The sequence below is a fragment of the Streptomyces aurantiacus genome (assembly GCF_001418335.1).
GTDB lineage: Bacteria > Actinomycetota > Actinomycetes > Streptomycetales > Streptomycetaceae > Streptomyces > Streptomyces aurantiacus.
Map to the genome: position 1 here is coordinate 61,630 of NZ_LIPP01000032.1, position 25,404 is coordinate 87,033.

Annotated in this window: 19 protein-coding genes; 9 read left to right on the forward strand and 10 right to left on the reverse strand. The window is 71.2% G+C overall.

Annotation, left to right across the window (positions count from 1 at the left end; all coding sequences use genetic code 11):
• Positions 1 to 7: 7 nt before the first annotated feature.
• Positions 8 to 1,045: a methyltransferase gene (locus AOK01_RS04740; RefSeq protein ID WP_055508714.1), complete on the forward strand. Its 1,038-nt coding sequence runs from the start codon at positions 8 to 10 to the stop codon at positions 1,043 to 1,045.
• A 97-nt stretch (positions 1,046 to 1,142) separates the two neighbouring features.
• Here AOK01_RS04740 and AOK01_RS04745 read toward each other — a convergent pair whose 3' ends face one another.
• The 9 genes from AOK01_RS04745 to AOK01_RS04785 form a co-directional block, all read right to left on the reverse strand.
• Positions 1,143 to 1,955, reverse strand: a complete 813-nt coding sequence (locus AOK01_RS04745) for an AfsR/SARP family transcriptional regulator (protein ID WP_063792720.1) — start codon at positions 1,953 to 1,955, stop codon at positions 1,143 to 1,145.
• 194 nt (positions 1,956 to 2,149) lie between these two features.
• Complete coding sequence (rfbB, locus tag AOK01_RS04750) at positions 2,150 to 3,139, reverse strand: dTDP-glucose 4,6-dehydratase (protein WP_055508718.1); 990 nt, start codon at positions 3,137 to 3,139, stop codon at positions 2,150 to 2,152.
• A complete protein-coding gene (locus AOK01_RS04755) occupies positions 3,136 to 4,200 on the reverse strand; it encodes a glucose-1-phosphate thymidylyltransferase (RefSeq protein ID WP_055508720.1) in 1,065 nt (354 codons plus the stop codon). The genes rfbB and AOK01_RS04755 overlap by 4 nt, the downstream gene beginning before the upstream one ends.
• A 14-nt stretch (positions 4,201 to 4,214) precedes the next feature.
• Positions 4,215 to 5,630 (reverse strand): acetyl-CoA carboxylase biotin carboxylase subunit, encoded by a 1,416-nt coding sequence (locus AOK01_RS04760; RefSeq protein ID WP_055508724.1) that lies wholly within the window; start codon positions 5,628 to 5,630, stop codon positions 4,215 to 4,217.
• 6 nt (positions 5,631 to 5,636) lie between these two features.
• The gene (locus tag AOK01_RS04765; RefSeq protein ID WP_063792726.1) at positions 5,637 to 6,161 is read right to left on the reverse strand and encodes an acetyl-CoA carboxylase biotin carboxyl carrier protein; all 525 of its coding nucleotides are present in this window, start codon (positions 6,159 to 6,161) and stop codon (positions 5,637 to 5,639) included.
• 12 nt (positions 6,162 to 6,173) lie between these two features.
• Positions 6,174 to 7,874, reverse strand: coding sequence for an acetyl-CoA carboxylase carboxyl transferase subunit alpha (gene accA / locus AOK01_RS04770; protein WP_055508729.1), 1,701 nt, complete (start codon positions 7,872 to 7,874; stop codon positions 6,174 to 6,176).
• On the reverse strand, positions 7,871 to 8,128 hold the full coding sequence (locus AOK01_RS04775) for an acyl carrier protein (protein ID WP_063792721.1): 258 nt from the start codon (positions 8,126 to 8,128) through the stop codon (positions 7,871 to 7,873). Before AOK01_RS04775 ends, accA begins: the two co-directional genes overlap by 4 nt.
• 37 nt (positions 8,129 to 8,165) lie before the next feature.
• Positions 8,166 to 9,389 (reverse strand): ketosynthase chain-length factor, encoded by a 1,224-nt coding sequence (locus AOK01_RS04780; RefSeq protein WP_055508730.1) that lies wholly within the window; start codon positions 9,387 to 9,389, stop codon positions 8,166 to 8,168.
• A complete protein-coding gene (locus AOK01_RS04785; RefSeq protein ID WP_055508732.1) occupies positions 9,386 to 10,654 on the reverse strand; it encodes a beta-ketoacyl-[acyl-carrier-protein] synthase family protein in 1,269 nt (422 codons plus the stop codon). The genes AOK01_RS04780 and AOK01_RS04785 overlap by 4 nt, the downstream gene beginning before the upstream one ends.
• Before the next feature lie 209 nt (positions 10,655 to 10,863).
• On the opposite strand from AOK01_RS04785, the gene AOK01_RS04790 reads away from it, so the two are divergent.
• Genes AOK01_RS04790 through AOK01_RS04825 form a run of 8 tightly spaced genes read left to right on the forward strand, consistent with a single transcriptional unit; the run spans position 10,864 to position 24,042 of the window.
• Positions 10,864 to 11,907 (forward strand): methyltransferase, encoded by a 1,044-nt coding sequence (locus AOK01_RS04790; protein ID WP_055508735.1) that lies wholly within the window; start codon positions 10,864 to 10,866, stop codon positions 11,905 to 11,907.
• Between the two features lie 53 nt (positions 11,908 to 11,960).
• Complete coding sequence (locus tag AOK01_RS04795) at positions 11,961 to 12,992, forward strand: ketoacyl-ACP synthase III family protein (protein ID WP_055508737.1); 1,032 nt, start codon at positions 11,961 to 11,963, stop codon at positions 12,990 to 12,992.
• On the forward strand, positions 12,989 to 18,217 hold the full coding sequence (locus tag AOK01_RS04800) for a type I polyketide synthase (protein WP_055508848.1): 5,229 nt from the start codon (positions 12,989 to 12,991) through the stop codon (positions 18,215 to 18,217). Before AOK01_RS04795 ends, AOK01_RS04800 begins: the two co-directional genes overlap by 4 nt.
• A complete protein-coding gene (locus tag AOK01_RS04805) occupies positions 18,214 to 19,887 on the forward strand; it encodes a (2,3-dihydroxybenzoyl)adenylate synthase (RefSeq protein WP_055508739.1) in 1,674 nt (557 codons plus the stop codon). Before AOK01_RS04800 ends, AOK01_RS04805 begins: the two co-directional genes overlap by 4 nt.
• A gap of 4 nt (positions 19,888 to 19,891) precedes the next feature.
• Positions 19,892 to 21,322 carry an NDP-hexose 2,3-dehydratase family protein gene (locus AOK01_RS04810; RefSeq protein ID WP_055508742.1) on the forward strand — a complete coding sequence of 477 codons (1,431 nt, stop codon included), beginning with the start codon at positions 19,892 to 19,894 and terminating at the stop codon, positions 21,320 to 21,322.
• The gene (locus tag AOK01_RS04815; RefSeq protein WP_055508744.1) at positions 21,301 to 22,332 is read left to right on the forward strand and encodes a Gfo/Idh/MocA family protein; all 1,032 of its coding nucleotides are present in this window, start codon (positions 21,301 to 21,303) and stop codon (positions 22,330 to 22,332) included. The genes AOK01_RS04810 and AOK01_RS04815 overlap by 22 nt, the downstream gene beginning before the upstream one ends.
• The gene (locus AOK01_RS04820; protein ID WP_063792722.1) at positions 22,329 to 22,958 is read left to right on the forward strand and encodes a flavin reductase family protein; all 630 of its coding nucleotides are present in this window, start codon (positions 22,329 to 22,331) and stop codon (positions 22,956 to 22,958) included. The genes AOK01_RS04815 and AOK01_RS04820 overlap by 4 nt, the downstream gene beginning before the upstream one ends.
• Positions 22,855 to 24,042: an acyl-CoA dehydrogenase family protein gene (locus AOK01_RS04825; RefSeq protein ID WP_079103157.1), complete on the forward strand. Its 1,188-nt coding sequence runs from the start codon at positions 22,855 to 22,857 to the stop codon at positions 24,040 to 24,042. Before AOK01_RS04820 ends, AOK01_RS04825 begins: the two co-directional genes overlap by 104 nt.
• A gap of 64 nt (positions 24,043 to 24,106) precedes the next feature.
• Here AOK01_RS04825 and rfbH read toward each other — a convergent pair whose 3' ends face one another.
• Positions 24,107 to 25,402, reverse strand: coding sequence for a lipopolysaccharide biosynthesis protein RfbH (rfbH, locus tag AOK01_RS04830; RefSeq protein WP_055508748.1), 1,296 nt, complete (start codon positions 25,400 to 25,402; stop codon positions 24,107 to 24,109).
• Positions 25,403 to 25,404: the final 2 nt, after the last annotated feature.

A 25,404-nucleotide genomic window follows, 5' to 3' on the forward strand; every position in this document is an offset into this window, starting at 1 on the left:
TTCGGTCATGACAGCTCCCGCTCTCGAAGCCGTGACGAACCTCCGCCGACTCGCCCTCGCCGCCGGCCACGCGGCCGCCCTCCGCGCCGCGGCGCAGCTGGGTGTCGCCGACGCGCTCGGCGAGGAACCCGCCTCCGCCGCCGAGCTGGCACACGCGGTCAACGCCGAATCCGGCACGCTGGACCGGCTGTTGCGCGCACTCAGCTCACAGGGCGTCTTCGCCGCCCAGGGCGGCGGCTACGCGCACACGGCGGTCTCGCGCCTGCTGCGTACCGACACCCCGCGCAGCCTGCGCGACATGGTCCTGTGGGCCACCGAACCCTGGACGTGGACCGTGTGGCCGCGCCTGGCCGACGCCGTGCGCACCGGCAAGGGCGGTTTCGCCGAGGTGCACGGCAAGGACTTCTTCACCTACCTCTACGAGGACGCGCCGGAATCCGCCGAGGTCTTCAACCGGGCCATGACGCAGGCCAGCCGGCTCTCCTCGGCGGCGATCGCGGCGGCGCTCGACCTGCGCGGCGAACTCACCGTGGTGGACGTCGCGGGCGGCCACGGCGACCTCATCGCGACGGTCCTGGAGCGCGACCCGTCGCTCCGGGGCGCCCTGTTCGATCTGCCGGGTGTACTCACCGACGTCGACCCGCGGCTGCGGGACGACGGTGCGCTCGGCGACCGCTGCCGGCTGGTGGCGGGCGACTGCCGCGAGTCGGTGCCGGTCGAGGCCGACGTCTTCATCCTCAAGAACGTCCTGGAGTGGGACGACGCCAACACCGTGGCCGCGCTGCGCAATGTGGCCACCTCCGCCCGCCCCGGTGGACGGGTCGTCGTGGTGGAGAACCTGGTCGACGGGAGCCCGGAGACCGGCTTCACCACGGCGATGGACCTCCTGCTGCTGCTCAACGTCGACGGCAGGAAGCATCTGCGGCAGAGTCTGCTGCGCCTGGTGCAGGAGGCGGGCCTCACCGTGACCGACGTGCGGCCGGTGGGCCCTTATCTGCACATGATCGACAGTCGGGTGCCCGAGCGACCCGGAGACACCGGCTGACAGTGCCGGGACACGGATCGTCGCCTCCGTCCGGGGTCCCGCCCCCCGGACGAACGCGCCCGAACCGACTCGCCTGCTGTCCCGCCTGGTTACGTGTTCACCGGGAGGCGCCGGACGCGACGCGGTCGAGGATCGCCAGCGAGTCCGCCATGGGATCGAAACAGAGCATCGCCTGCTGGAGACCCCGTATCCGCGGGGACGGCTCCAGGCCCAGGTCCGTCACCAGCCGGTGCCGGTACTCGTGGAACGAGTCGAGTGCGGCGGACAGCCGGCCGGCCCGGAACAGGGCCAGCATGTGCTTGACGCGGATCCCCTCGTGAAGGGGGTAACTGCCCACCAGAACGGTCAGTTCGCCCTGCACCTCACGGTGCCGGCCGAGCCGCAGGTTGGCCTCGATCCGCATTTCCGTCGCCGCCAGACGGCTCTCCTCCAGCCCGCAGATCTGCGGGTACAGCAGCGGTCCGGGACGCACGTCGCTCAGCGGGGCGCCGCGCCACAGTTCGAGGGCACGCGAGAACAGTTCCTCGGCCCGCTCGTTGTCGCCCTGCTCCAGGTGCTTCTGGCCCTGCTCGGCCAGCGTCTCGTACGCGCTGAGGTCGTGTTCGGTGTGGTCCGCCTGCAGCAGGTACCCCGGCACGCGCGTGACGAGCGCGTCCGCCGGGGACCCGCCACCCGCGGGTGAGATGTCGCGGAACATGCGGCGCAGCTGCAGAACGTACGTCTGGAGCGTCGTGGACGCGCTGCGCGGTGGGCGCTCGTCCCAGAGCTCCTGGATCAGCGATGCCGTGGACACCGCACGGCCGGGCTCAAGCATCAGCATCGCCAGGACGCTGCGTGGCTTGGGTGCCGTCAGGATTTCCGCCACTTCGACATCGTTGATTGTTAAAGTGCCGAGAACGCCGAGCTTCATCTTGCTACCCCCAGGATGGCCAAGAACAACTACCCCCGCAGTCACTGCTGCTAAGGCAATCCGAGTCGACTTAGATTATCACGGGACGATGATGAATCCGCATCTTGTCCATGTCTTTGCGTTCGACACGCACAGCTGAATATGGCTCGCCCGCATTACACCGGCTGCACACTTGCGGAATGAACACCGCCTTTTTATGCCGACACCCCCTTTCCTTGCCCGGCACTTGGACCGATACGCCACTCCGGGTGGTCCGCATACCAGCGGACCGTCCCGGCCAGGCCCTCGCCGAAGGGGACCCTCGGGGCGAAGCCGAGCGCGCGCAACTTGCTGTCGTCGAGGCTGTAGCGGCGGTCGTGGCCCTTGCGGTCCGCGACGTACTCGACCATGTCCCAGTCACGGCCGCACGCGCTCAGGAGGCGTTCCGTCAGTTCACGGTTGGTCAGTTCGGCGGTGCCGGCCACGTGGTAGACCTCGCCCGGCGCCCCACGCTCGGCGACGAGCTGCACGCCGCGGCAGTGGTCCTCGACGTGTACCCAGTCGCGTACGTTGCTCCCGTCCCCGTAGAGCGGCACCTTCCGGCCCGCCAGCAACCGGGTGATGAAGAGCGGGACGACCTTCTCGGGGTACTGCCGGGGGCCGTAGTTGTTGCCGCACCGGGTGATCGACACGGGCAGGCCGTGGGTGACCGCGTAGGCGCGGGCCACCATGTCACCGCCGGCCTTGGACGCCGCATACGGCGAACGGGGCCGGAGCGCGGCGTCCTCGTCCCACGATCCGGAATCGATGGTGCCGTATACCTCGTCCGTGGAGATTTGCACGATGCGCGAGGTGCCGGCCTCCAAACAGGCCTGCAGCAGGGCCTGAACACCGAGCACATTCGTCCGTACGAAATCCGCGGAGCCGGCGATGGACCGGTCGACGTGCGATTCCGCCGCGAAATTTATGACCACGTCATGGCCGGGTACCACTTTAGCCAGCAGTTCGGGATCGCACAGGTCGCCCCAGACGAGTTCACAATCCGTGCCCGCCAGATTGGCCGGGTTTCCGGCATAGGTGAGCTTATCGAGAACTGTCACCTCAGCACCGACATAAGCGGAATATTCGCCCGCCAGGACAGCACGTACATAGTGCGAGCCGATGAATCCGGCGCCGCCCGTGACAAGGATCCGTGGGCCGCTCATGACGCGACCCGCACCTGGCTGCGGTCCCCGAGGACCAGCCGGTGAGCGCCCGAAGGACCGGGAGTGCGGGCGATCTCCACGTCCTGTCCGATCAACGAGGACTCCAGAGGCCGTACTCCGGTGATCGAGGCACGGGGCATGACGATCGAGTCGCGGATCCAGCTGTCGGCGATCCGGCAGTCCTCGGCGATGGAGGTACTGGGTCCGATACGGGAGTTGGTGACGGTCGTGCCGGCGCCGATGACCGCGGGGCCGACGATCGAGGAACCGGTCACCCGGGCTCCGGGGCCGACGACGACCTGGCCGCTGATCTCGCTGTCGAGGACGAGCCCGGCGGTCGACGGCTCCAGCGACCGCAGCACCAGGCGGTTGACCTCCAGCATGTCCGGCACGTTGCCGGTGTCTTTCCAGTAGCCGGTCATGACGCCGGCGTCCGTGCGCAGATCGTGGTCGATGAGCCACTGGATCGCGTCGGTGATCTCCAGCTCGCCACGGGCCGAGGGCTCGATCTCGGCGACCGCCTTGTGGACGGCCGCGCTGAAGAGGTACACGCCGACCACGGCGAGGTCGCTCCGGGGGTGGCGGGGTTTCTCCTGCAGTCCCGTCACCCTTCCGTCTGCGGCGACCTGGGCCACGCCGAACTGACGCGGGTCGTCGACCCTGGCCAGCAGGATCTGCGCGGCGGGCCGGCACTCCCGGAAACGCGCCACGAAGTCGGTGATGCCGTCGAGGACGACGTTGTCGCCCAGGTACAGCACGAAGTCGTCGTCCCCGAGGAAGTCGCGGGCCGTCTTCACGGCGTGCGCCAGACCGAGCGGCTCCCGTTGCCACACATAGGTGACGTCGAGACCGAACCGCGAGCCGTCGCCCACGGCGGCCTCGATCTGGGCACGGGTGTCGCCCACCACGATGCCGGTCTCGGTCACCCCCGCGGCGGCGATCGCTTCCAGGCCGTAGAACAGCACGGGCTTGTTGCCCACCGGCACGAGTTGTTTGGCCAGCGTGTGAGTGATCGGCCGCAGCCGGGTTCCCGAACCGCCGGAAAGCACGAGCGCTTTCATGAGCTGAACCTTCCCTACGAGGCTTTCGGTGGCTCCTGCACCTGCGAAGGAGCCGTGACGCCGGCTCCCTCGGCAGCCGCTGCCGGCTCCAGGAGCCGGCCGACGAGCCCGGTGTCGTGCCGGGCCGTGCTGAACTCACCGCTGTCGATGACCGAATGGAGGAAGTCCGTCGTGGTCCGCAGGCCCTTGCCCTCGACCCGGACCTCGTCCAGCGCCCGGCCCATGCGGGCCAGCGCGCGCTGCCGGTCGGGTGCCCAGACGGTGACCTTGGCGAGCAGCGGATCGTAGAAGACGGAGATGCGGGAGCCCTGGCGCACGTGGGTGTCCACGCGTACGAACGGGCCCGAGGGCATGGTGAGTTCGTCGATGAGCCCGGGGGTCGGCACGAACTCCCGGCCGGCGTCCTCGGCGTTGATGCGGCATTCGACCGCGCAACCGCGGGGCACGACGTCCTGCTGGCCGATCCGCAGCGGGTGGCCCGCGGCGATCCACAGCTGCTCGTGGACCAGGTCGACACCGGTGACCAGTTCGGTGACCGGATGCTCCACCTGGATCCGGCAGTTGACCTCCATGAAGTAGAAGCGGCCACTGCCGTCGTAGAGGAACTCGAAGGTGCCCGCGCCCACGTACCGGGCCGCCTTGGCGCCCTGGACGGCGTGTTCGGCCATCGCGGCGACGACGTCCTCGTCCAGGCCGGGTGCCGGAGCCTCCTCGATCAGCTTCTGGTGGCGGCGTTGCACCGAGCAGTCGCGCTCGCCGAGGTGGACGACGTTGCCGAACCGGTCGGCGAGCACCTGGATCTCGACGTGCCGCGCGGACTCCAGGTAGCGCTCCAGATAGACCCGCCCGTCCCCGAAGACGGCGGCCGCGTGACGGCGGGTCTCCCGGAAGACGGTGGGGAACTCGGCGGCACTGTATGCCACTCCGATACCGCGGCCGCCACCGCCGGCGACCGCCTTGACGACCACGGGGAAGCCGATCTCGGCGGCGCGCGCCTCGGCCTCACGGGGCGAGGAGACGGGCTCCAGCGTGCCGGGGAGCAGCGGGAGACCGGCGTCCGCCATGAGGGCGCGGCAGGTGGACTTGTCGCCGAGCGCCTCCATCACGTCCGGTGGCGGACCGATGAAGGTGATGCCCTCGGCGGCGCACACCTCGGCGAAGTCGGCGTTCTCGGAGAGGAACCCGTAGCCGGGGTGGATGGCGTCGGCACCGGTGCGCCGGGCTGCCTCGACGACGGCCGGGATGCTGAGGTAACTGGCCTGCGCCGCGCCGGGCCCGATCCGGACCGCCTCGTCGGCGTAGCGTACGACCTCGCTGTCCGTGTCCTCGGTGGAGTACACCACCGCGACGCGGATGCCCAGTTCCCGGCAGGCGCGCGCGACACGCAGGGCTATCTCACCCCGGTTGGCGATCAGGACGGTGCGGAACACGGCGCCTCACCGCCCGTCGGCCGGGACGAGGGAGCACAGCGGATCGCCGTACTCGACCAGGGCGCCGTTGGGCTGCAGGAACTCGTCGATGGTGCCGTGCCGGTCCGACTCGACGGGGATCATCAGCTTCATCGCCTCGACGACGCCCACCTGTTGCCCGGGCACGACCGTGTCGCCCTCGCTCACGAAGGGTTTGGCGCCGGGTTCCGGTGCCCGGTAGAAGACCCCCACCGTGGGGGCGTGGACGTGGTCGAGGGCGGGTCCCTCGGCCGGCTGCGCCGCGGCCTTCGCCGGCGGCGCCGACGCCGGGGCGGCAGGTGCTCCGGGCGCCGTGGCCGCTTCGGGCGCGCCGGCCGGCCAGTCCATCTCGATGGTGACCGGACCGACGGTGACGCGGACCGCCGCGGGCGGGACCTGAGTCTGGGACAACAGCTCGATCATGCTGGTCCTGGCTGCCTCCAGGAGCGCCGGAAGCGTGTCCGGGCGTCCGTCGTTCATCAGGCTGTCGAGTGCGGCGACGCTGTCGGGCATGGACATCTCCCCCTACCTCTCCGGCACCGGGCGTCGGGCGGGCCGGCCGCCGAACGCGCGGAAGCGCGCTCTGCGTCGGGCCAGCAGTTGTTCGGTGGTCAGGTCCGCCAGCTGGTCCAGCAGGGGCTGTACGGCAGCGGCGAGGCGTTCGGCCGTCTCCTGGTGGTCGCTCTGGGCACCGTCGCCGGGCTCGGGGACGACTCCGTCGACGACCCCTTGGGCGAGCAGAGCGCGTGCGTGCAGTCCGAGTTCACGTGCGGCCCGGGGCGCCGCGTCGGGGTCGCGCCACAGGATGGCCGCGCATCCCTCGGGGCTGATCACCGAGTACACGGCGTTGCTGAGCGCCAGCACCCGATCGGCCACGGCGAGGCCGAGGGCTCCGCCGCTGCCGCCCTCGGAGACGATCACGGCGACGATCGGCACGGGCAGCCCGGACATCAGCCGCAGGTTCTCCGCGATGGCCGCGGCCTGGCCGCCGCGTTCGGCCTCGACGCCGGGGTACGCGCCGCTGGTGTCGACCAGTGTCAGTACCGGGACGCCCGCCTTGGCCGCGAGACGCATCAGCCGGGCGGCCTTGCGGTATCCGGCGGGCACGGGCATGCCGAAGTTCCGTTCGCGCAGCGCGGCCGCGGTGTGACCTTTCTGCTGGCCGATGACCATCACCGGCCGGCCGCCCAGAGTGCCGGCGCCGCCGACGGTGGCCGGACAGTCCGCGCCGAGCCGGTCGCCGTGCAGTTCCTGGAAGTCCTCGACGAGGAGGCCTATGTAGTCGAGCGTGGTGGGGCGGTCGAGGTTCCGGGCGAGCCGGACGGCCTGCCAGGGGTCCACGTCGGGTACCTCGTCCGGGTCGGTGAGCAGGGTGGAGTCCCGCCCGCCGGGTCCCGTGTCCCGGTGCTTCCCGGCCCCGGGCGCCAGCACGCCCAGCAACCGCCCCAGGGTGGCGCGCAGTTCGCCCCGCGGCGCGACCACGTCGACCTGCCCGTGCTCCAGCAGGAACTCCGCACGCTGGAAGTTCTCCGGCAGCCGCTCGCCGATGGTGCGTTCGATCACGCGGGGTCCTGCGAAGCCCATCCGGGCGCCGGGCTCGGCCACGATCACGTCGCAGAGCGTGGCGAACGACGCCGCCACTCCCCCGTAGACCGGATCGGTGATCACGGAGATGGTGAGGATGCCCGCCTCGTCGAGGGCGAGCAGGGCCTGACTGGTCTTCGCCATCTGCATCAGCGACATCAGTCCCTCCTGCATACGCGCTCCGCCGGACGCGCAGACGAGGATCAGCGATCGCCGTTCGGCCAGGGCCGTCTCCGCGGTGAGCGTGATGAGTTCGCCCACGCCGCCGCTGAGGCTGCCGCCCATGAACCCGAACTCCATGACGACGACCGCGACGTCCGTGCCGACGACCCGGCCGCGCGCCGCGATCGCCGCGTCGTCGAGGCCGGTGCGTGCGCGTGCCTCGGCCAGGCGCTCCCGATAGGGCCGGGTGTCGACGAAGTCGTGGCCGCCGTCCACGACGTACGGCACGCGCAGCGGCTCGGCCGAGCCCGGGTCGAGGAGCTGGCCGAGGCGTTCCCGGGCCGACAGCCTCCGGTGGTGCCCGCACTCCGGGCACACGCCGCCGGTGCGGGCGAGCCGCTTGGCGTAGACGGGGCGCCGGCAGTGGTCGCACAGCCACCAGCCGGTGGCGGGCCGGTCCGTGTCGGCCGGGGCGGTCATGAGGCCCCGGCTATCTGCCGCCTGGCGAGTTCGAGGAGCCGGCCCGGCGTGCCGATCTCCATGACCTCGTCGTCGGTCAGCACGACGCCGTATTCCTGTTTGAGGCGTGCGGCCGTCTCCAGGATCGCCACGGAGTCGTACCCGAGGTCGGTGAAGGGCAGATCCGCGAACTCGCCGTCGCGGCCGGCGCTCTCGCCCTCACCCGCGCAGTCGCGCAGGATGCGGGCGAGCTCGTCGAGGGTCAGATCGGGCATGGCGATGCCTCCTTGAGGTTGCTGAGCGGAGTACGGCTCAGTGCGATCCGCCGACGACCATCGCGGAGTTGAATCCGCCGAGGCCTCGGGCGACGACCAGCACGGCACGCATACGGAGCTCACGTGGCCGGCCGACGACCACGCTCAGGCCGTACCGGGGCGAGGGACGGGTGTGGACGGCGGGGGGAAGGACGCCGTCGCGCAGCGCGAGCAGGGCGGTGGCGACATCGAGCGGCCCCGCTCCCGCGCACAGTCGGCCGGTCAGGGTCTTGGGGACGCAGACCGGAAGCTCACGCCCGCCGAAGACCGCGGTGAGCGCGGTGGCCTCCGCCCGGTCGAGGTCGGGGACGCCGGCCGCGTCGGCGAAGACGGCGTCGATGTCGCGGGCGTCGGCGCCGGCGTCGGCCAGGGCGAGTTCGATCGCCCTGCGCAGTGCCGTCGCGTCGTCGGGGGGTACGGTGCCCGGCTTGGGGCCGAAGGTGGCGGCGTGTCCCAGGATTCTGCCGCGGACCCCGGGTGCGCCGCGTTTGCGGGCCGCCGCCTCGTCCTCAAGGACGAGCATCGCGCCGCCCTCGCCGGGTACGAATCCCGCGGCCTCCTCGTCGAAGGGGCGGTAGGCGAGCCGTGGGTCCTCGGCGGCGCTCAGCTGTCCGGTGGCGGTCTGGGCGATCCATCCCCAGGGACACAGGGAGCCGTCCACGGCACCGGTGACCACGGCGCTCAGGCCGCGGCGCAGCAGCCGCCTGGCCTGGGCCAGCGCGTCGAGGCCGCCCGCCTCGTCGGAGACCAGCACTCCGCCGGGCCCGCGAAGACCGTGCCGGATGGAGATCTGGCCCGTGTTGACCGCGTAGAACCACGCGAACGACTGGTACGCGCTGACGTACTCGGGGCCCTTGCGCCACAGGTTGTCGAGTTCCTGGTGGCCGAACTCGAAGCCGCCGGCGCTGTTGGCGGTCACCACGCCGACGCCGTACTCGGGGAGTTCACCGATGTCCAGGCCCGCGTCGCGGACGGCCTCGTCGGCGGCGACGAGTGAGAGCCGCGTGGAGTGGTCGGTCTGCGGGACGAGCCGGCCGGGGAGGTGGGCCGCGGGGTCGAACCCGCGGATCTCGCCGGCCAGCGTGGCGCGGTAGCCGTCGGGAGCGAAGCGGGTGATGCGGCCGATGCCGGAACGTGCCGTGAGGGTGGCGTTCCAGTACTCCTCGGTGTTCATGCCGTTCGGCGCGACGACCCCGATGCCGGTGACGACGGCTGCGTTCACCGCTCCGCCCGGCCCGGCCCGGTCAGCACCATGGCGCTCTGGAAGCCGCCGAATCCGCTGCCCACGCTGAGGACGACGTCGAGCTGTGCCTCCCGTGCGACCAGCGGCACGTAGTCGAGGTCGCATTCCGGGTCGGGCTCGTGCAGGTTCGCCGTCGGCGGGATCGCGCCGTTCTCGATGGCGAGCGCGCAGGCCGCGAGTTCGACGGAGCCGATCGCGCCGAGCGAGTGACCGATCATCGACTTGATGGAGCTGACCGGCGTGCGGTGGGCGTGTGCGCCGAGCGCCTTCTTGAACGCGGCGGTCTCGTGCCGGTCGTTCTGCTTGGTGCCGGAGCCGTGCGCGTTGATGTAGCTGACCTCGTCGGCGGCGACCCCGGCCTCCACGAGGGCGGTCTCGATGGCTGCCGCCATCTCCTTGCCGTCCGGGCGCAGCCCCGTCATGTGGAAGGCGTTGCACCGGGAGGCGAATCCGCCGACGCCCGCGTAGACATGGGCGCCGCGGGCCCGGGCGCGCTCCCGCTCCTCCAGGACGAAGACCGCGCAGCCCTCACCGAGCACGAACCCGTTGCGGCTGCGGTCGAACGGGCGGGAGGCGGTGGCCGGTTCGTCGTTGCGGGGCGTCGTCGCCCTGATCGCGTCGAAGCAGGCGACCGTGATGGGCGAGATGGGGGCGTCGGTGCCGCCGGCGACCATGACGTCCGCGGAGCCCTCCTCGATGAGCCGTACCGCGTGACCGACGGCGTCGAGCCCTGAGGTGCAGCCCGTGGAGACCACGGAACACGGGCCCTGCGCGCCGACGGTCCAGGCCACCTCGGCCGCCATCGAGCTGGGTACGTAGTAGTCGTAGAGGTGGGGGACCGCGAGGTCCGGGTCGACGAGCCAGTCGCGGCCGCCGTGGCTGGCGACGGCGTACTCCCGTTCCAGGCTCGTCGTGCAGCCGACCGCGCTGCCGATGGTGACGCCCGTGCGGTACGGGTCGAGTTCCGCCGCGTCGAGGCCGCTGTCGCCGACGGCCTCCCGCGTCGCCACCACCGCGAACTGGGTGGCCCGGTCGAGCCGGCCGGCCTCCTCGCTCGTCAGGCCTTCCGCCGCCGCGTCGAAGTCGCACTCGGCGGCGATGGTCGAGCGGTAGGGCGAGGCGTCGAAGTGGGTGATGGTGCGGGTCGCGGTGCGGCCGGAGACGAGCAGGTCCCAGAACGGTTTGCTGCCGATGCCTCCCGGAGCGACCACGCCGACACCGGTTATGACTACTTCTCGCGCCATCCTCTTCATCCCCCGATGTTTGAAGTTGATCCGTTGTTCGATGCCGCGTCCCGAAGCATTCGTGGCGTCACTTGAGGCAACCTCGAACGCAGATCGAAGGCTGTACCACTCGATTCGATTCGAGTGGGCGTCGAGGCGCGCGCTAGACGGCTTTGCGACGGTGTGGCCCGCGAGCGACCGCTCGCCTTCCACGCTCGGAAGGGACGTCCATGGCCAGCGGCACCATCACCGTCACGGAAGCCGACTACCTCCGGATCATCATTCACGGCACGACCGCGTTCGAACTTCTGCGGACGGCACTCGAATTCGAGCTCTTCGAGCACCTGGAGGCAGCCGAGGGCATGGACATCGAGCAGGTGGCGAAGGCGATCGGCGTCGAGCCGCAGCCCGCCCGCATCCTGCTCCTCGGTCTCGCCTCGCTGCGTCTGCTGGAGAAGGAGGGCGACACCTACGTCAACAGCGAGATGGCACGACGCAAGCTGCTCAGGGCGAGCCCTCGGTTCCTCGGTCCTCTGGTGGACATCCAGGCCGACATCATCAACCAGGCGATGGGCGACTTCTCGGAGTCGATGCGGCAGAACACCAACGTCGGCCTGCGCCACATCCAGGGCCCGGGGACCACCCTGTACGAGCGGCTCACAGCCCACCCCGAGCTGCAGGAGGTGTTCTACCGGAACATGGGCGACGCCTCGAAGAAGGCCTTCGCGCAGATCCTGGACCGGTACGACTTCTCCGGGGTGCGTCATGTCATCGACATCGGCGGCGGCGACGGGACCAACAGCATCGAACTGGCGCGCCGCTACCCGCAGTTGGAGGTGACGGTCTTCGACCAGGAGAGCGTCACGCAGATCGCGGCCCAGCGCACGGAGGACGCCGAGCTGAGCAAGCGGATGCACTTCCGGCCGGGCGACCTGTTCACGGACCCGCTGCCCGAGGGCGCGGACGCGGTCATGTTCTTCCACATCTTCGAGATCTGGTCACTGGAGCGGAACACTCAGCTTCTGCGCAAGTGCTACGACGCCCTGCCGCCCGGCGGAGTCTGCCTGGTCTACAACTTCGTGTCGAACGACGAAGGCACCGGCTCGATGAGCGGCGGTCTGGTCTCGCCGTACTTCCTCACCCTCGCCTCCGGCGAAGGCATGACGTACGCCCCCCGGGACATGGACAAGGCCATCCGTGACGCGGGGTTCTCCCGGGTCGAGCGCTATGACGACCTCGGATTCAGCCACTCCCTCGTCGTCGGGCACAAGTAGGCGCACCTTCGGGGCTCGCAGCAGCCCATGGCTCACAGCAGAAGGAGAGTTCAGTGCAAGGACAAGACCTGTACGTGCGGTCTCTCGGGGTACACCTGCCGGAGCCGGTCAGTACCCGGCAGGCGGTGGCCGAGGGGCGCCTCGATGTCGAGGACGTGGCGGACGGCCAGCTGACGGGCGTGCGGGTCGCCGGCGACGTACCCGCCCCGGAGCTCGCGGTCCGGGCTGCGCGCCAGTTGTTCGAGCGCTCCGGGGTCGACCCCTCGGTGGTCGACCTGATCCTGTACGCGAGCGTGTGGCACCAGGGTCCGGACGGCTGGGGGCCGCAGTCGTACGTGCAGCGGCACCTGGGTGGCGAGGCCCTGGCGGTGGAGCTGCGGCACGGCTGCACCGGCGTGTTCAGCGCCCTGCAGCTCGCCGCCGGTTTTCTGCGCGGCAATCCGCGGTCCTCGGACGCGCTGCTGGTGGGTGCGGAGAACTTCGGTACCCCACTGATCGACCGGTGGCGGGCCACCGGCGGTGGCATGCTCGTCGGCGACGGTGCCAGTGCGCTGTTGCTGGGCAAGGAGCCCGGCTTCGCGAAACTGTTGTGGGTCGACTGCATCGCCGTCCCCGAACTTGAGGGAATGCACCGCGGTGGCGAGCCGATGTTCCCGCCGGGCGCCACCATCGGGCGCCGGCTCGACTTCTCCCTGCGCAATCAGCACTTCCTCAAGCATGAGGGCGAACAGATGCGGCCTCTGCTCATGAAGGCCCACCAGGACCTGTACGACCGGTGGACGGCCGCGACCGGGCTCGGCGTCGAGGACGTCACGTATCTGAGCTACATGAACACCTCGCGCACCACGATCGAGAAGCGGCTGCTGCCGTTGCTCGGGCTGCCGGCGGAGCGCACCACCTGGGAGGTCGGCCGTGACATCGGGCACCTGGGTGTCAGTGACCAGCTCGTCGCCCTCGACCGGCTGCTGCTCGACGGGAAGCTCGGCCCGGGTGACCACTACCTCATGTACGGGCTCGGTCCCGGCATGACCGTGGCGGGTGCGATGTTCGAGATCACCGACGTGCCTTCGTGGACGCGACGATGACGGCCCCCGAACCCATCGCGGTGGTGGGTCTCGCCTGCCGGTTCGCCGGCGGCATCGACTCGCCCGAGAAGTTCTGGTCACTGTTGCGCGAGGGCCGGGACACCATCGGCGAGGTGCCCGACGACCGCTGGGAGTGGTACGGCTCCCTCGACCGCGAGAACGCGGCGGCGGTGGGCGGTGTGACCCGGTACGGCGCGTTCCTCGACGACATCAAGGGTTTCGACGCCGACTTCTTCGAGGTGACCCCGCGCGAAGCCGCCCTCATGGACCCGCAGCAGCGCATCGTCCTCGAACTGGCCTGGGAGGCGCTGGAGCACGCCGGTATCCCGCCGCGCGATCTCGCGGGCTCCGACGCCGGGGTGTTCATGGGTGTCGGGTCCGACGACTACGGGCGCCGCATGCTGGAGGACCTGCCCCGCATCGAGGCGTGGACCGGCATCGGCGGTGCCTACTGCGGGGTCGCCAACCGGGTGTCCTACGTGTTGGATCTGCACGGCCCGAGCGTCGCCGTGGACACCGCGTGCTCCTCCTCGCTCGTGTCCGTCCACCTCGCGGTGCAGAGCCTGCGCGACCGTGAGTGCCCGGTGGCGCTGGCCGGTGGCGTACTCGTGATGGCGTCGCCCGGTCTGTCACTGGTGCTGGACGCCGCGGGGGCGACGGCTCCCGACGGACGGTGCAAGTCGTTCGACGCGAGCGGCGACGGCTACGGGCGTGGTGAGGGCGGCGGAGTCGTCGTCCTGAAGCGGCTGTCGGACGCCCGCCGCGACGGTGACCGCGTCCTCGCACTGATCCGGGGCAGTGCGGTGCACCAGGACGGGAGGACCAGCGGCATCATGGCGCCCAACGGTGAGGCGCAGGCCCACCTGATGCGCAGGACGTACGAGCGTGCCGGTCTGGACCCGGCGACGGTCGGCTACGTGGAGGCGCACGGCACGGGGACCCCGGCCGGCGATCCGCTGGAGGCGCGGGCGATGGCCTCGGTCTTCGGTGTGGACCGGCCGCGCGAACAGCCCTGCCTGATCGGGTCGGTGAAGCCCAACATCGGTCATCTGGAGGCGGGGGCGGGCATCGCCGGAGTCATCAAGGCGGTCCTGGCGCTACGGCACGCCGAGATCCCCCCGAGCCTCAACTTCCACGAGCCCAACCCGGCCGTCCCCTGGGAGACTTCCGGCCTGCGCGTGGTCACCGAACCGACGCCCTGGCCCGAGACGGCCGGCGGTCCCCGGCGGGCGGGGGTCTCCGGATACGGCTACGGCGGTACGATCGCGCACGTCGTCCTGGAACAGGCACCGGACATCGGACCACCGGACCGGACGCTCGACGACGAGGTGCCGGAAGGCAGGCAGCCGGAACTCGCCCTGTACCCGCTGTCCGGTGCGGGCGAAGCCGCCGTGCGGGAATACGCGGGCAAGCTCGCCGACCGGCTCGACGCACCGGCCTCCGTCGCGGAGGTGGGTCACACCCTGGCGCGGCGGCGCTCCCATCTGCCGCACCGTGCCACCGTCGTGGCCGCCGGCCAGGAGCAACTGGCCGCCCGGCTGAGGGAGTTCGCCGACACGGGTGACGCACCGGGGCTGAGTACCGGATCGGTGCAGACGTCGGCCGGGGGCGGTCTGGTCTGGGTGTTCTCCGGGCACGGCTCGCAGTGGACCGGTATGGCGCGCGAGCTGCTCGCGCGGGAGCCGGTGTTCGCGGAGACCGTCGACCGGCTCGAACCCGTGTTCCTGGCGGAACTGGGAATCTCGCCCCGGGCGGCGCTCCTCGACGACGCCGCTCATCCGGTCGACGTGGTGCAGCCGCTGATCTTCGCCGTGCAGACCTCGCTGAGTGCCCTCTGGCAGGAGCGGGGGCTGCGGCCCGACGCCGTTCTCGGCCACTCGGTCGGTGAGATCGCGGCCGCCGTGACGGCCGGGGTGCTGACGCTGGAACAGGGCGCACGGCTGGTGTGCCGGCGCTCGCTGCTGCTGCGCAAGGTGGCGGGCAAGGGAGCCATGGCGATGGTGGGCCTGACCGCCGAGGAGACCGAACTCCGGCTGGCCGGGCGCCGGGACGTGACCGTGGCGATCACCGCGTCACCGGGTTCCACCGTGATCTCCGGGGACATTCCCGCCGTCGCCGACGTCAGCGGGCGGTGGCGTGCCGACGGCGTCGCGGTGCGGGCCGTCGACTCCGACGTGGCGTTCCACAGTCCGCACATGGACCCGCTGCTGGACGACCTGGCGGCGGCCGCCGCCGACCTCACGCCGTCCCGCGCCAGGATCCCCGTCTACGGGACCGCCCTGGACGACCCGCGGGACACCGCGGCGCGCGACGGCCGCTACTGGGCGGCCAACCTCGGTGGCCGGGTACGGTTCGGGCAGGCCGTCCAGGCTGCCGTCGAGGACGGTTACCGGCTCTTCCTCGAAGTGTCCCCACACCCGGTGGTCGAACACTCGGTCAACGAGACACTGGACCACCTCGGTGTCGACGACGCCTTCACCACCCACTCGCTGCGCCGCCGCCGCCCCGAGCGCGAGACGCTGCTGGCCAACCTCGGTCAGCTGTACTGCCACGGCGCCGCCGTGGACTGGTCGCGCTCCTGGCCCGACGCCGCCGTGGCCGACCTGCCGGGCGTTGCCTGGCAACGCCGGCCCCACTGGCTCCAGGAACCGCCGCCCCGCTCGGCCGCCGCCGACCGCCATGACGTCACCGGGCATACGCTGCTGGGCGGGCGGACCACCCTGTACGGCACGACCCCGGCACGGAGCTGGCGGACGCATCTCGACCACGACAGCCGCCCCTACCCCGGCGACCACCCGGTCCGCGGGGTGGAGATCGTCCCCGCGGCGGTCCTGCTCAACACCTTCCTCACCGCCGCCGCACAGGGCGGCACCCCACCGGATCTCGCGGATGTGGCGCTGCGGGTGCCGGTGGCGGTGCCACTGACCCGGCCTCGCGAACTCCAGGTCGTCAGTCAGGACGGCACGATCCGGCTCACCTCCCGTCCCGTCGGGGACGCGGACGACGACAACGGTCTGATCACCCACACCACGGCGACCGTCGAACCGCGCGGCGCGCTCCGCGAGGCGGCACCGGTCGCCGCCCACGAGGAGCTGCCGGCCGGGTACGTCGTGGACCGCCTCGCCGAACTCGGTGTCGCCGCCATGGGCTTTCCCTGGCGGATCGACGAACTACGGCGCGCGGACGGCGCCTTGACTGCCGTGGTCCGTGCCGACCCGGCATCGGACGAGGCCCCTGCGACCTGGGCCCCGGTCCTGGACGCCGCCCTGTCGACCGCGTCGGTGGTGTTTCCCGGACCGCCGGTGCTGCGCATGCCCGCACACATCAGGCGGGTCACCCTCGAAGGACCGTCCCCCGCACTGGCCCGGATCACCGTGCGGATCACCGGCGAGAACGTCGTCGACGTGGACATCAGCGACACGGACGGGGCCCCCGTGGGCCGGCTCGCGGAACTGCGGTACGGCCTGCTGGAGGACGACACGGGCGCCGTCACCAGTCCGCGCCGACTGGTCCACCGTATGGAGTGGCGGCCGCTCGGACCGACGGATCCCGGCTCGCACCAGACCGTGGTACTCGTCGGCGACGACCGCGATCTGGTGAAGCGCCTGAGCCGGCGCCTGGTCGGCGAGGGTGTGCCGCACCGGATCGCCTCCGCTCCCGAGGAACTGCGTGCGAGCGAGCTGACGAGCGGCCACACCGTGGTCGTCGTACCGGCCCCCGGCCTGCCCGGTGAGCCCGTCGGCAGGTCATCCGTACGAGCGTCGTGGCTCCTCGCGCGAACCGCCCAACGACTCGCCGCGGCCGCCTCCGCGCAGCCGCCCAGGCTGTGGTGCGTGACCCAGGGCGTGCGGGAGAGTGCCGACGAGGCCTCCCTGTCCCATGCGCCGCTGTGGGGTCTGGGCCGCGTCATCGCCGGGGAGCATCCGGACCTGTGGGGCGGGCTGGTGGACATCGGGTCCTCGCCCCGGGACGTCGCCGGGCTCGTCGATCTCCTCGGCACGGCCCACGGCGAGGACATCCTGGCCCTACGCGAAGGCAGGCCGGAGGTCGCGAGGCTCGCCCTGCTGGACGGCGAGCCGGTACGCCCGCCGGTTGCCTGCCGCCCCGACAGCACCTATCTGATCACGGGTGGGCTCGGTGCCCTCGGACTTGAGGTGGCCCACTGGCTGGCCGGTCGCGGCGCGCGCCGGATCGTTCTGTCCGGGCGGCGGGCGCTGCCGTCGCGGGACCAGTGGGACGAGGTCACCGATCCTCGGGTGCTGGCCCAGGTGGAGTCGGTCAAGTCCCTCGAACGGATGGGGACCACCGTCGTCACCGTCGCACTGGACGTCTCCGATGCCGACGCCGCGGAGAAGCTGCTCGCGCCGGCCGCGCTCGGCCTGCCGCCCGTCCGGGGTGTCGTGCACGCGGCGGGGGTGTTGGACGACCGTCCACTGCGGTCGCTCGACGAGGCCTCTCTGCGCACGGTGCTCAGGCCGAAGACCGAGGGCGCGTGGGTGCTGCACGGCCTCTTCCCGCCCGGCAGCCTGGACTTCCTCGTGCTGTTCTCGTCCTGCGGGCAACTGCTCGGCCTGCCGGGTCAGTCCAGTTATGCGGCAGGCAACGCCTTCCTCGACGCGCTCGCGGCCCACCGCCGTGCCCTCGGGGACACGGGCACCGTCAGTTTCGGCTGGACGTCGTGGCGGGGCCTGGGAATGTCGACCTCCTCGGAGGTCATCGACGCCGAACTGGCCGCGCACGGCACCGCGGACGTGACGGCCCCCGAGGCCTTCGCCTCCTGGGAGCTGGCCGAGCGCTACGACCTCCCGTACGCCGCCGTGCTGCGCACGCTGCCGCCGGAACCGGGGCAGCGGCGGCCTCCGCTCCTGAGCGAGGTGCCGACGGACGCTCCGGACGACGCGTCGGACGAGGAGACCGAGGCGCCCTGGGCCGGCCTCGCGGGCGACGAGCTGCGCGCGTTCCTCACCTCGGAGGTGAGCCGCCAGGTCGCCGCCGAGACCCACCTGGGCGCGTCCGAGGTCGATCCGCACCGGGCACTGACCGAGATGGGCCTCGACTCGGTGATGACCGTACGCATCCGGCGAGGCCTGGAACGGCAGTTCAGGATGCCGCTGCCGGCGACGCTCTTCTGGGACCGGCCCACCGTCCACGCGGTCGCGGACCTCCTCGCCCAGCGCGTCGGCATCCCCGACCCCACTCCGGCCGACGAAGGGAGCACGCCATGAGGATCGAAGGGACGAGACACCCGGTCAAGCACGAGGGATTCGTGCCCTGGCCCGCCGACGTGGCTCTCCGCTACACAGAGGCCGGTTGCTGGCGCGGCCGCCCGCTGGGCTCGTCGATGTGGGACTGGTCCGACGCCTGGGGTGGCCGCACCGCGGTCGTCGACGGCCAACAGCGGCTCAGCTACCGGGAGTTGGCGGCCTCGGCAGATGCCCTGGCCGAGGCGCTGGCCGACCGGGGGCTGACCGACGGCGACACGGTTCTCGTACAGCTGCCCAACTGCTGGGAGTTCGTCGTCGTCACCCTCGCCTGCTTCCGGCTGGGGGTGGCTCCGGTGATGATGCTGCCGCCCCATCGCGCGTACGAACTGGCTTCCATCGGCGCCCATGTGGACGCCAAGGCCCTATTCGTGCCGGACGAATGGCGCGGCTACGACCATCAGGACCTGGCCCATCGGGTCGCCGGCACACTGCCGGGCGACCCACTGGTGCTGGTCGTGGGCGACACCGTACGACCGGGCGGCGTCGACGTACGCGCCCTGCTGCGGCCGGACGGCGACACGGCCGCCCGGCGCGGGCGACTGGACGAGTCGGCCCCGGGCGCCACGGACGTGGCCCTGTTCCTGCTCTCCGGCGGCACCACGGGTCTGCCCAAGGTGATCGGCCGGACCCACAACGACTACGAGTACAACATCCGGCAGTCCGCCGCGGCCTGCGGCATCACGGCGGAGACCGTGTACCTCGCGGTCCTGCCCGCGGGGCACAACTACCCGCTCGCCAGTCCGGGGATCCTCGGCACGCTGTCGGCCGGCGGGCGAGTCGTTCTGCTGCCCTCGCCCCGGCCCGAGGCGGTGTTCGAGGCGATCGAGCGGGAGGGCGTGACCACCACGTCGGCGGTGCCGGCGATCGCCCTCAAGTGGGCGGAGGCAGCAGCCGGCTGCGGGCGAGATCTGTCCACGCTGCGCCATGTGCACGTGGGGGGATCGGTGCTGTCACCAGAGCTTGCCGCCCGGATCGGACCCGCGCTCGGCTGCCGTGTGCAGCAGGTGTACGGGATGGCCGAGGGACTCATCTGTTACACCGCTCCGGACGCCCCGGACGAGGTGGCCCACGGCACCCAGGGCGCGCCGATCAGCGCGTACGACGAACTTCTCGTCGTCGGCCCGGACGGTGCGCCGGTGGGCCCCGGCGAGATCGGCGAGTTGCTCACGCGCGGCCCCTACACACCGCGCGGCTACTACGGCGTACCGGACCAGAACGCCCTGTCGTACACGCCCGACGGGTGGTACCGCACCGGCGACCAGGTGCGGATCACCCCAGGGGGCCATGTCGTGGTCTGCGGCCGGGTCAAGGATCTGATCAACCGGGGCGGCGAGAAGATCGCGGCCGGGGAGATAGAGACCCTGGTGCAGGAAATGCCCCAGGTGGCGGAGGTGGCCGCGGTGCCGGCGCCCGACCCCGACGTCGGGGAGCGGGTCTGTCTGTTCGTCCGCGTGCACGAGGGCCACACGCTCGCTCTGGAGGATGTCGCCGCGGCGCTCACCGAGCGCGGTCTGGCCGCCTTCAAGATCCCCGAGCGACTGGAGATCCTCGCCGATCTGCCGCACACGCCCGTCGGCAAGCCCGACAAGAAGGTGCTGCGGAATCTGCTCGTTACCACGATCGTGAGGTGACCCCATGGCCATCGACCGTCTGCTCACGAGGGACGGCCCGGACCCGTCGGCCCGATTCACGGAATCGGGCGCGGCCGGAAAGGACCGCTCGTCCGTCAAGACCGCACTGGAATGGCTGTCCGAGCGCAGGGACGCACACACCTTCGAGGTGACACGGGTCCCCTTCGACGCCCTCGAAGAGTGGTCCTTCCAGCCGGACACCGGCGATCTGGTCCACCGCAGCGGGCGGTTCTTCACGGTCGAGGGCCGCCGGGTGCACTCCGACTACGGGATGGTGCCACGCTGGGACCAGCCCATCATCAACCAGCCCGAGATCGGCATGCTCGGTTTCGTCGTCAAGGAGTTCGACGGCGTCCTGCACTGTCTGATGCAGGCCAAGATGGAGCCCGGCAACGTGAACGTCGTCCAGCTCTCGCCGACCGTGCAGGCCACCCGGAGCAACCAGAAGCGGGTGCACCGCGGTTCGCGCGTCCGGTATCTGGAGTACTTCACCGATCCCGGACGGTCGGAGGTGCTCGTCGACGTCCTCCAGTCCGAGCAGGGCTCCTGGTTCCTCGGCAAGCGCAACCGCAACATCGTGGTCGAGACGACCGAGGACGTACCGCCGCACGACGACTACCGCTGGATGACGATCGGCGAGATCCAGGAACTCCTGCGCCTGGACAACATGGTGAACATGGATGCCAGGACGGTACTGGCCTGTATGCCGTTCGCCCGTCCGACCGGGGCGGCGTCGCCGGGACCGCACAGGGAGTTCCAGGCGGGTCTGCGCCGCTCCATGGCGCCGGACGAGGGAAGCCTGCACACCATGCTGTCGGTGCTGAGCTGGTTCACCGACGCCACCGCCCGTCACGAACTGCGCGCCGAGCGCATCCCGTTGGACCGGGTCGAAGACTGGCACCGCACCGCGGACACGATCAGCCACACGGACGAACGGCACTTCTCGATCATCGGCGCCCGGGTGACGGCGGGCAGCCGCGAGGTGCTCAACTGGACACAGCCGCTGCTGGCCCCGCACGGCCTCGGCCTGGCGGTGCTGCTGGTGAAGAACATCGGCGGGGTGCTCCACGCCCTGCTGCACGCCCGGCCCGAAGGCGGCCATCCGCACGGTGTCGAGCTGGCTCCCACCGTGCAGTGCACTCCGGACAATTACCGGGGTCTGCCCGACGGCCACCGGCCGGCGTTTCTGGACTATGTCACCGGCGCCCCGCGGGAGCGGGTGCGTTTCGACGCGGTGCAGTCCGAGGAAGGCGGCCGCTTCCACCACGCGGAGTGCCGCTACGCGGTGATCGAGGTGGAGGACGGCTTTCCCGTCGAAGAGCCGCCAGGTCACCGGTGGTTGACGGTGGATCAGGTGACGCGCCTGCTGCGGCACGGCCGCTACCTCAACGTCCAGGCGCGCAGCCTCGTGGCATGCCTGCACGGCCTGTGGTGAGCGGGCACGGGGCGCCGCTGCGGATCGGGGTCCTCGGGTGCGGGGGCATCGCCATGCGCCGGATGCTGCCCGCGATGGCGCGCACCCCCGTGGTGAAGATCGCCGCGGTCGCCAGTCGCGACAAGGCCCGCGCCGAGGCGGCGGCGGAGCGGTTCGACGCGGATGCGGTGCACGGCTACGAACGGCTGCTGGCACGCGACGACATCGCCGCGGTCTACGTGCCGCTGCCTCCCTCGCTGCACGCGCCGTGGACCGCGCGGGCGTTGGAGACGGGCAAGCACGCCCTGGTGGAGAAGCCCATGGTGACAGGCGCACAGGAGGCGCGGAAGCTGGCGGGACTCGCCGAGCGGGGGCGGCTGGTGCTGATGGAAAGTTTCATGTTCCTCCACCACTCCCAGCACGCCACCGTCACCGGCCTCCTGACGCGCGGCGACATCGGCGAACTGCGCGGAGTGAGCGCCGAGTTCGGGTTTCCGCCGCTGCCCTCGCAGGACATCCGGTACCGGCCGGAACTCGGCGGGGGCTCCTTGCTCGACGCCGGCGTCTACACCCTCCGGGTCACCCAACTGCTGTTGGGCGGCTCCTTGTCGGTGATCGGCGCGACCCTGGACATGGACGACGAGACCGGCGTCGACGTCGCCGGTGACGCGTTGCTGCGCGGCATGAGCGGCGTCACGTCCCATGTCTCCTTCGGCCTGCGGCACTCCTACCGCTCGGCCTACACCCTGTGGGGCGGTACCGGACGGATCACCCTGAACCGCGCGTTCGCCCCTCCACCGGATCACCGTCCCGTACTGCGGATCGAACGGCAGGACCATATCGAGGAGTTGACGCTGCCGGCCGACGACCAGTTCGCCAACATCGCAGCCCGGTTCGTGTCCCTGGTCAAGGGCGACGGGAACTCGGCCGCGGAACGCACGGCCGCCGTGCGGCAGGCGGAACTGGTCGACTCGGTCCGTGCCGCCGCCCTGCGGAAGGCGGACCCGGCCGGTCCTGGCGGTGCGCCGTGACCACCGCGTACACCGGCGTCGACGGGAACCTGCTGCGTGACTCGCTGTCCCGGTGGCCGAGCGGAGTCGCCGTCGTGACCACGGTGGACTCCGGCGGAGTACGGCGCGGGTTCACCGCCACGGCCTTCTCGTCCCTGTCGATGGATCCGCCGCTGGTGCTGGTGTGTCTGGACCGCGGGGCCGACTGCCATCCGGCCTTCGCGACGGCGGACGCGATGGCCGTCCACCTCCTGCGGGACGACCAGGCACAGCTGGCCCGGCGGTTCGCCACCAAGGACATCGACAAGTACGACGGTCTGCCGGCCTCCGAGGGCCTGCGCGGGGTGCCGTTGCTGGCCGGCGTACTCGCCCGCATCGAATGCCTGCTCGACCGCCGGATCGACGCCGGGGACCACGTGATCCTGGTCGGCCTGGTGTGCCGTTGCGAGGTCTTCGCGGGACAGCCGCTGGTCCATTTCGCCCGCGCCTTCCACGGCCTGCAGACCGGAACCCACAGCAGTCAGGCCAGAAAGGCGGACACTCATGCCCACGACGAACATGACACCCACGACCCGGTCGGCGCACACGACGGCCGGCGCACCACCGACGCACACCGCGCTGGCGGCGGCCGCGGGCAGGGCGGCTGAACTGGCCGCCGAATCCGCGACGGCCGCGGACTCCGGCAACCGGCTCTCGCCCGCCGTCGCCGAGGCACTGGTGGACGCCGGATTCGCCCGGCACCTGGTGGGCGAGAGGTGGGGCGGCTCCGCCGCCCGGCGGGGCGCGGTCCAGGATCTCGCACAGGCACTTGCCACGGTGGGCGCGGGCTGCATGTCGGCCGCCTGGTGCGGCGGGGTGCTCGCGGCCGTGGGCCGTATGTGCTCGCATCTTCCGGAAGAGGGACAGCACGAACTGTGGGGCGACGGACCCGATGTGCCGCTCGCCGGGTCACTGGCTCCCTCGGGGGTCGTCCGTGAGGTACCGGGCGGCTGGCGGCTGAGCGGCACATGGGACTTCGCCAGCGGGGTGGACCACGCACACTGGACGATGGTGGGCGGTATGGTCCGTGGGGCGGACGACGCGCCCGCGCTGCGCCACTTCGTGCTGCCGAGCCGTGCCTATACGGTGCTCGACACCTGGCACAACGTCGGACTGCGCGGCACCGGGAGCAACAGTCTGCTCGTCGACGACGTCTTCGTCCCCACGCACCGCAGCTTCGCCCACCACACCGTGCTGACGGGCGAGCCGGACGCCGCCGCCCCGCGCCTGCATCGTGTGCCGCTCAAGCTGATCAACGGACTGTTCTTCGTGGCACCCGGGATCGGCGCCGTCGAGGGGGCGCTGCACGCGTGGACGGAGTGGACCGCGAAACGCGTCGAGGTGAACGGCGTCAGGACCAGCTCACGGCCGGGCGTCCGCCTGACCCTCGCCCGGGCGGCGGCGAGCGTCGGCGCGGCCCGGCTGCTCGTCGAGCGCGCCGCGGCCGAGGCCGACGAGGCCGAGGTCACCCACGCCCTGACGCTGAGCACCACGCGCGACTACTCCACCGCGGTGGACCTGCTCCTCGACGCCGTGAACGGGCTGCTGCGGATGAGCGGCGCCCGGGGCCAGGCCCGGTCGAGCCCGATCCAGCGCGTGTGGCGGGACGTGCACTGCATGGCGGGGCACGCCGCTCTGCAGCCGGATGTGAACGCGGACGCGTGGGCGAGACACGCGCTGGGCGAGGAGTGACCCAGCCTGTGCGGAAGGGGGGGGGCGGCCGTCGGCCGCCCCCCCCTTCCGCACAGGCACTCGGTCAGGCCGCGGCCACGAACTGCCGTATCGACGCGACCATGTAGTCCACCATCTCCGGGGTGATACCGGGGTACACCCCGATCCAGAACGTCGCCTCGGTGGTGACGTCGCTGTTGGTCAGTTCGCCGGCCACACGGAAGTTCCGGCCCTCGTAGGCGGGATGACGGGTGAGGTTGCCCGCGAACAGACGACGGGTCCTGATCTTCCGGTCCTCCAGAAAGGCCACCAGGGCGCTACGGGTGAACGCCGCGTCGGGCAGCACGGTGAGGACGAAGCCGAACCAGCTCGGATCGCTGCCCGGCGTCGCCTCGGGCAACAACAGTCCCGGCACGTCCTGGAGCCCCTCGCGCAGCCGCTGCCAGTTGCGCCGGCGCGCCGCGCCGAAGTCCTCCAGACGGCGCAACTGGCTCAGCCCGAGCGCCGCCTGCACGTCGGTGCTCTTGAGGTTGTAACCGACGTGTGAGAACACGTACTTGTGGTCGTACCCCTGGGGCAGCGTGCCGAAGCTGTAGTCGAAACGGCGCAGGCAGCGGTTGTCCTCGCCCGGCTCGCACCAGCAGTCGCGCCCCCAGTCCCGCATCGACTCGACGATGCGCGCGAGCGCCAGATTTCCGGTGAGCACACAGCCGCCCTCCCCCATCGTGATGTGGTGGGCGGGATAGAAGCTGACGGTCGACAGGTCGCCGAACGTCCCTGTGAGCCGCCCCTGGTAGTACGAACCGACGGCGTCGCAGTTGTCCTCGATGAGGAAGAGATCGTGCTGAGCGGCGAGCTCGGCGATCTCGGCCGCCTGGAACGGGTTGCCCAGTGCGTGCGCGACCATGACGGCGCGGGTGCGCGGCCCGATGGCCTGCTCGATCCGCTCCAAGGTCGTGTTGTAGGTGCCCAGTTCGATGTCGACGAAGACGGGCACCAGGCCGTTCTGCAGCACCGGGTTGACAGTCGTGGGAAAGCCCGTGGCGACTGTGATCACCTCGTCGCCGGGGACCAGGCGCGCGTCCTCCAGCTGGGGCGAGGTGAGCGCGCTGAGAGCGAGAAGGTTGGCCGAGGAGCCGGAGTTGGTCAGATGCGCCTTCCGTACCTTCATCGCACGGGCGAACCGGCTCTCGAAGGTACGCGCCCGCGCTCCGGCGGCGATCGTCATGTCCAGGGCCGCCCCGACGAAGGCGACCCGGTCCTCCTCGTCGAGCACCGCGCCCGAGGTGAGGATGTCGGTCCGGCCCGGCACGAAGCTCTCCTCGGTCTGCTCCTGATGGAATTTCCGGGTCAGTTCCAGCAGTGCGCTGCGTATGTCCATCG

Coding starts and splice junctions, on each gene's coding strand:
- AOK01_RS04740 (WP_055508714.1), top strand. CDS start 8: ATGACAGCTCCCGCTCTCGAAGCCGTGACGAACCTCCGCCGACTCGCC.
- AOK01_RS04745 (WP_063792720.1), bottom strand. CDS start 1,955: ATGAAGCTCGGCGTTCTCGGCACTTTAACAATCAACGATGTCGAAGTG.
- rfbB (WP_055508718.1), bottom strand. CDS start 3,139: ATGAGCGGCCCACGGATCCTTGTCACGGGCGGCGCCGGATTCATCGGC.
- AOK01_RS04755 (WP_055508720.1), bottom strand. CDS start 4,200: ATGAAAGCGCTCGTGCTTTCCGGCGGTTCGGGAACCCGGCTGCGGCCG.
- AOK01_RS04765 (WP_063792726.1), bottom strand. CDS start 6,161: ATGCCCGACAGCGTCGCCGCACTCGACAGCCTGATGAACGACGGACGC.
- accA (WP_055508729.1), bottom strand. CDS start 7,874: ATGACCGCCCCGGCCGACACGGACCGGCCCGCCACCGGCTGGTGGCTG.
- AOK01_RS04775 (WP_063792721.1), bottom strand. CDS start 8,128: ATGCCCGATCTGACCCTCGACGAGCTCGCCCGCATCCTGCGCGACTGC.
- AOK01_RS04785 (WP_055508732.1), bottom strand. CDS start 10,654: ATGGCGCGAGAAGTAGTCATAACCGGTGTCGGCGTGGTCGCTCCGGGA.
- AOK01_RS04790 (WP_055508735.1), top strand. CDS start 10,864: ATGGCCAGCGGCACCATCACCGTCACGGAAGCCGACTACCTCCGGATC.
- AOK01_RS04800 (WP_055508848.1), top strand. CDS start 12,989: ATGACGGCCCCCGAACCCATCGCGGTGGTGGGTCTCGCCTGCCGGTTC.
- AOK01_RS04805 (WP_055508739.1), top strand. CDS start 18,214: ATGAGGATCGAAGGGACGAGACACCCGGTCAAGCACGAGGGATTCGTG.
- AOK01_RS04810 (WP_055508742.1), top strand. CDS start 19,892: ATGGCCATCGACCGTCTGCTCACGAGGGACGGCCCGGACCCGTCGGCC.
- AOK01_RS04815 (WP_055508744.1), top strand. CDS start 21,301: ATGCCTGCACGGCCTGTGGTGAGCGGGCACGGGGCGCCGCTGCGGATC.
- AOK01_RS04825 (WP_079103157.1), top strand. CDS start 22,855: ATGCCCACGACGAACATGACACCCACGACCCGGTCGGCGCACACGACG.
- rfbH (WP_055508748.1), bottom strand. CDS start 25,402: ATGGACATACGCAGCGCACTGCTGGAACTGACCCGGAAATTCCATCAG.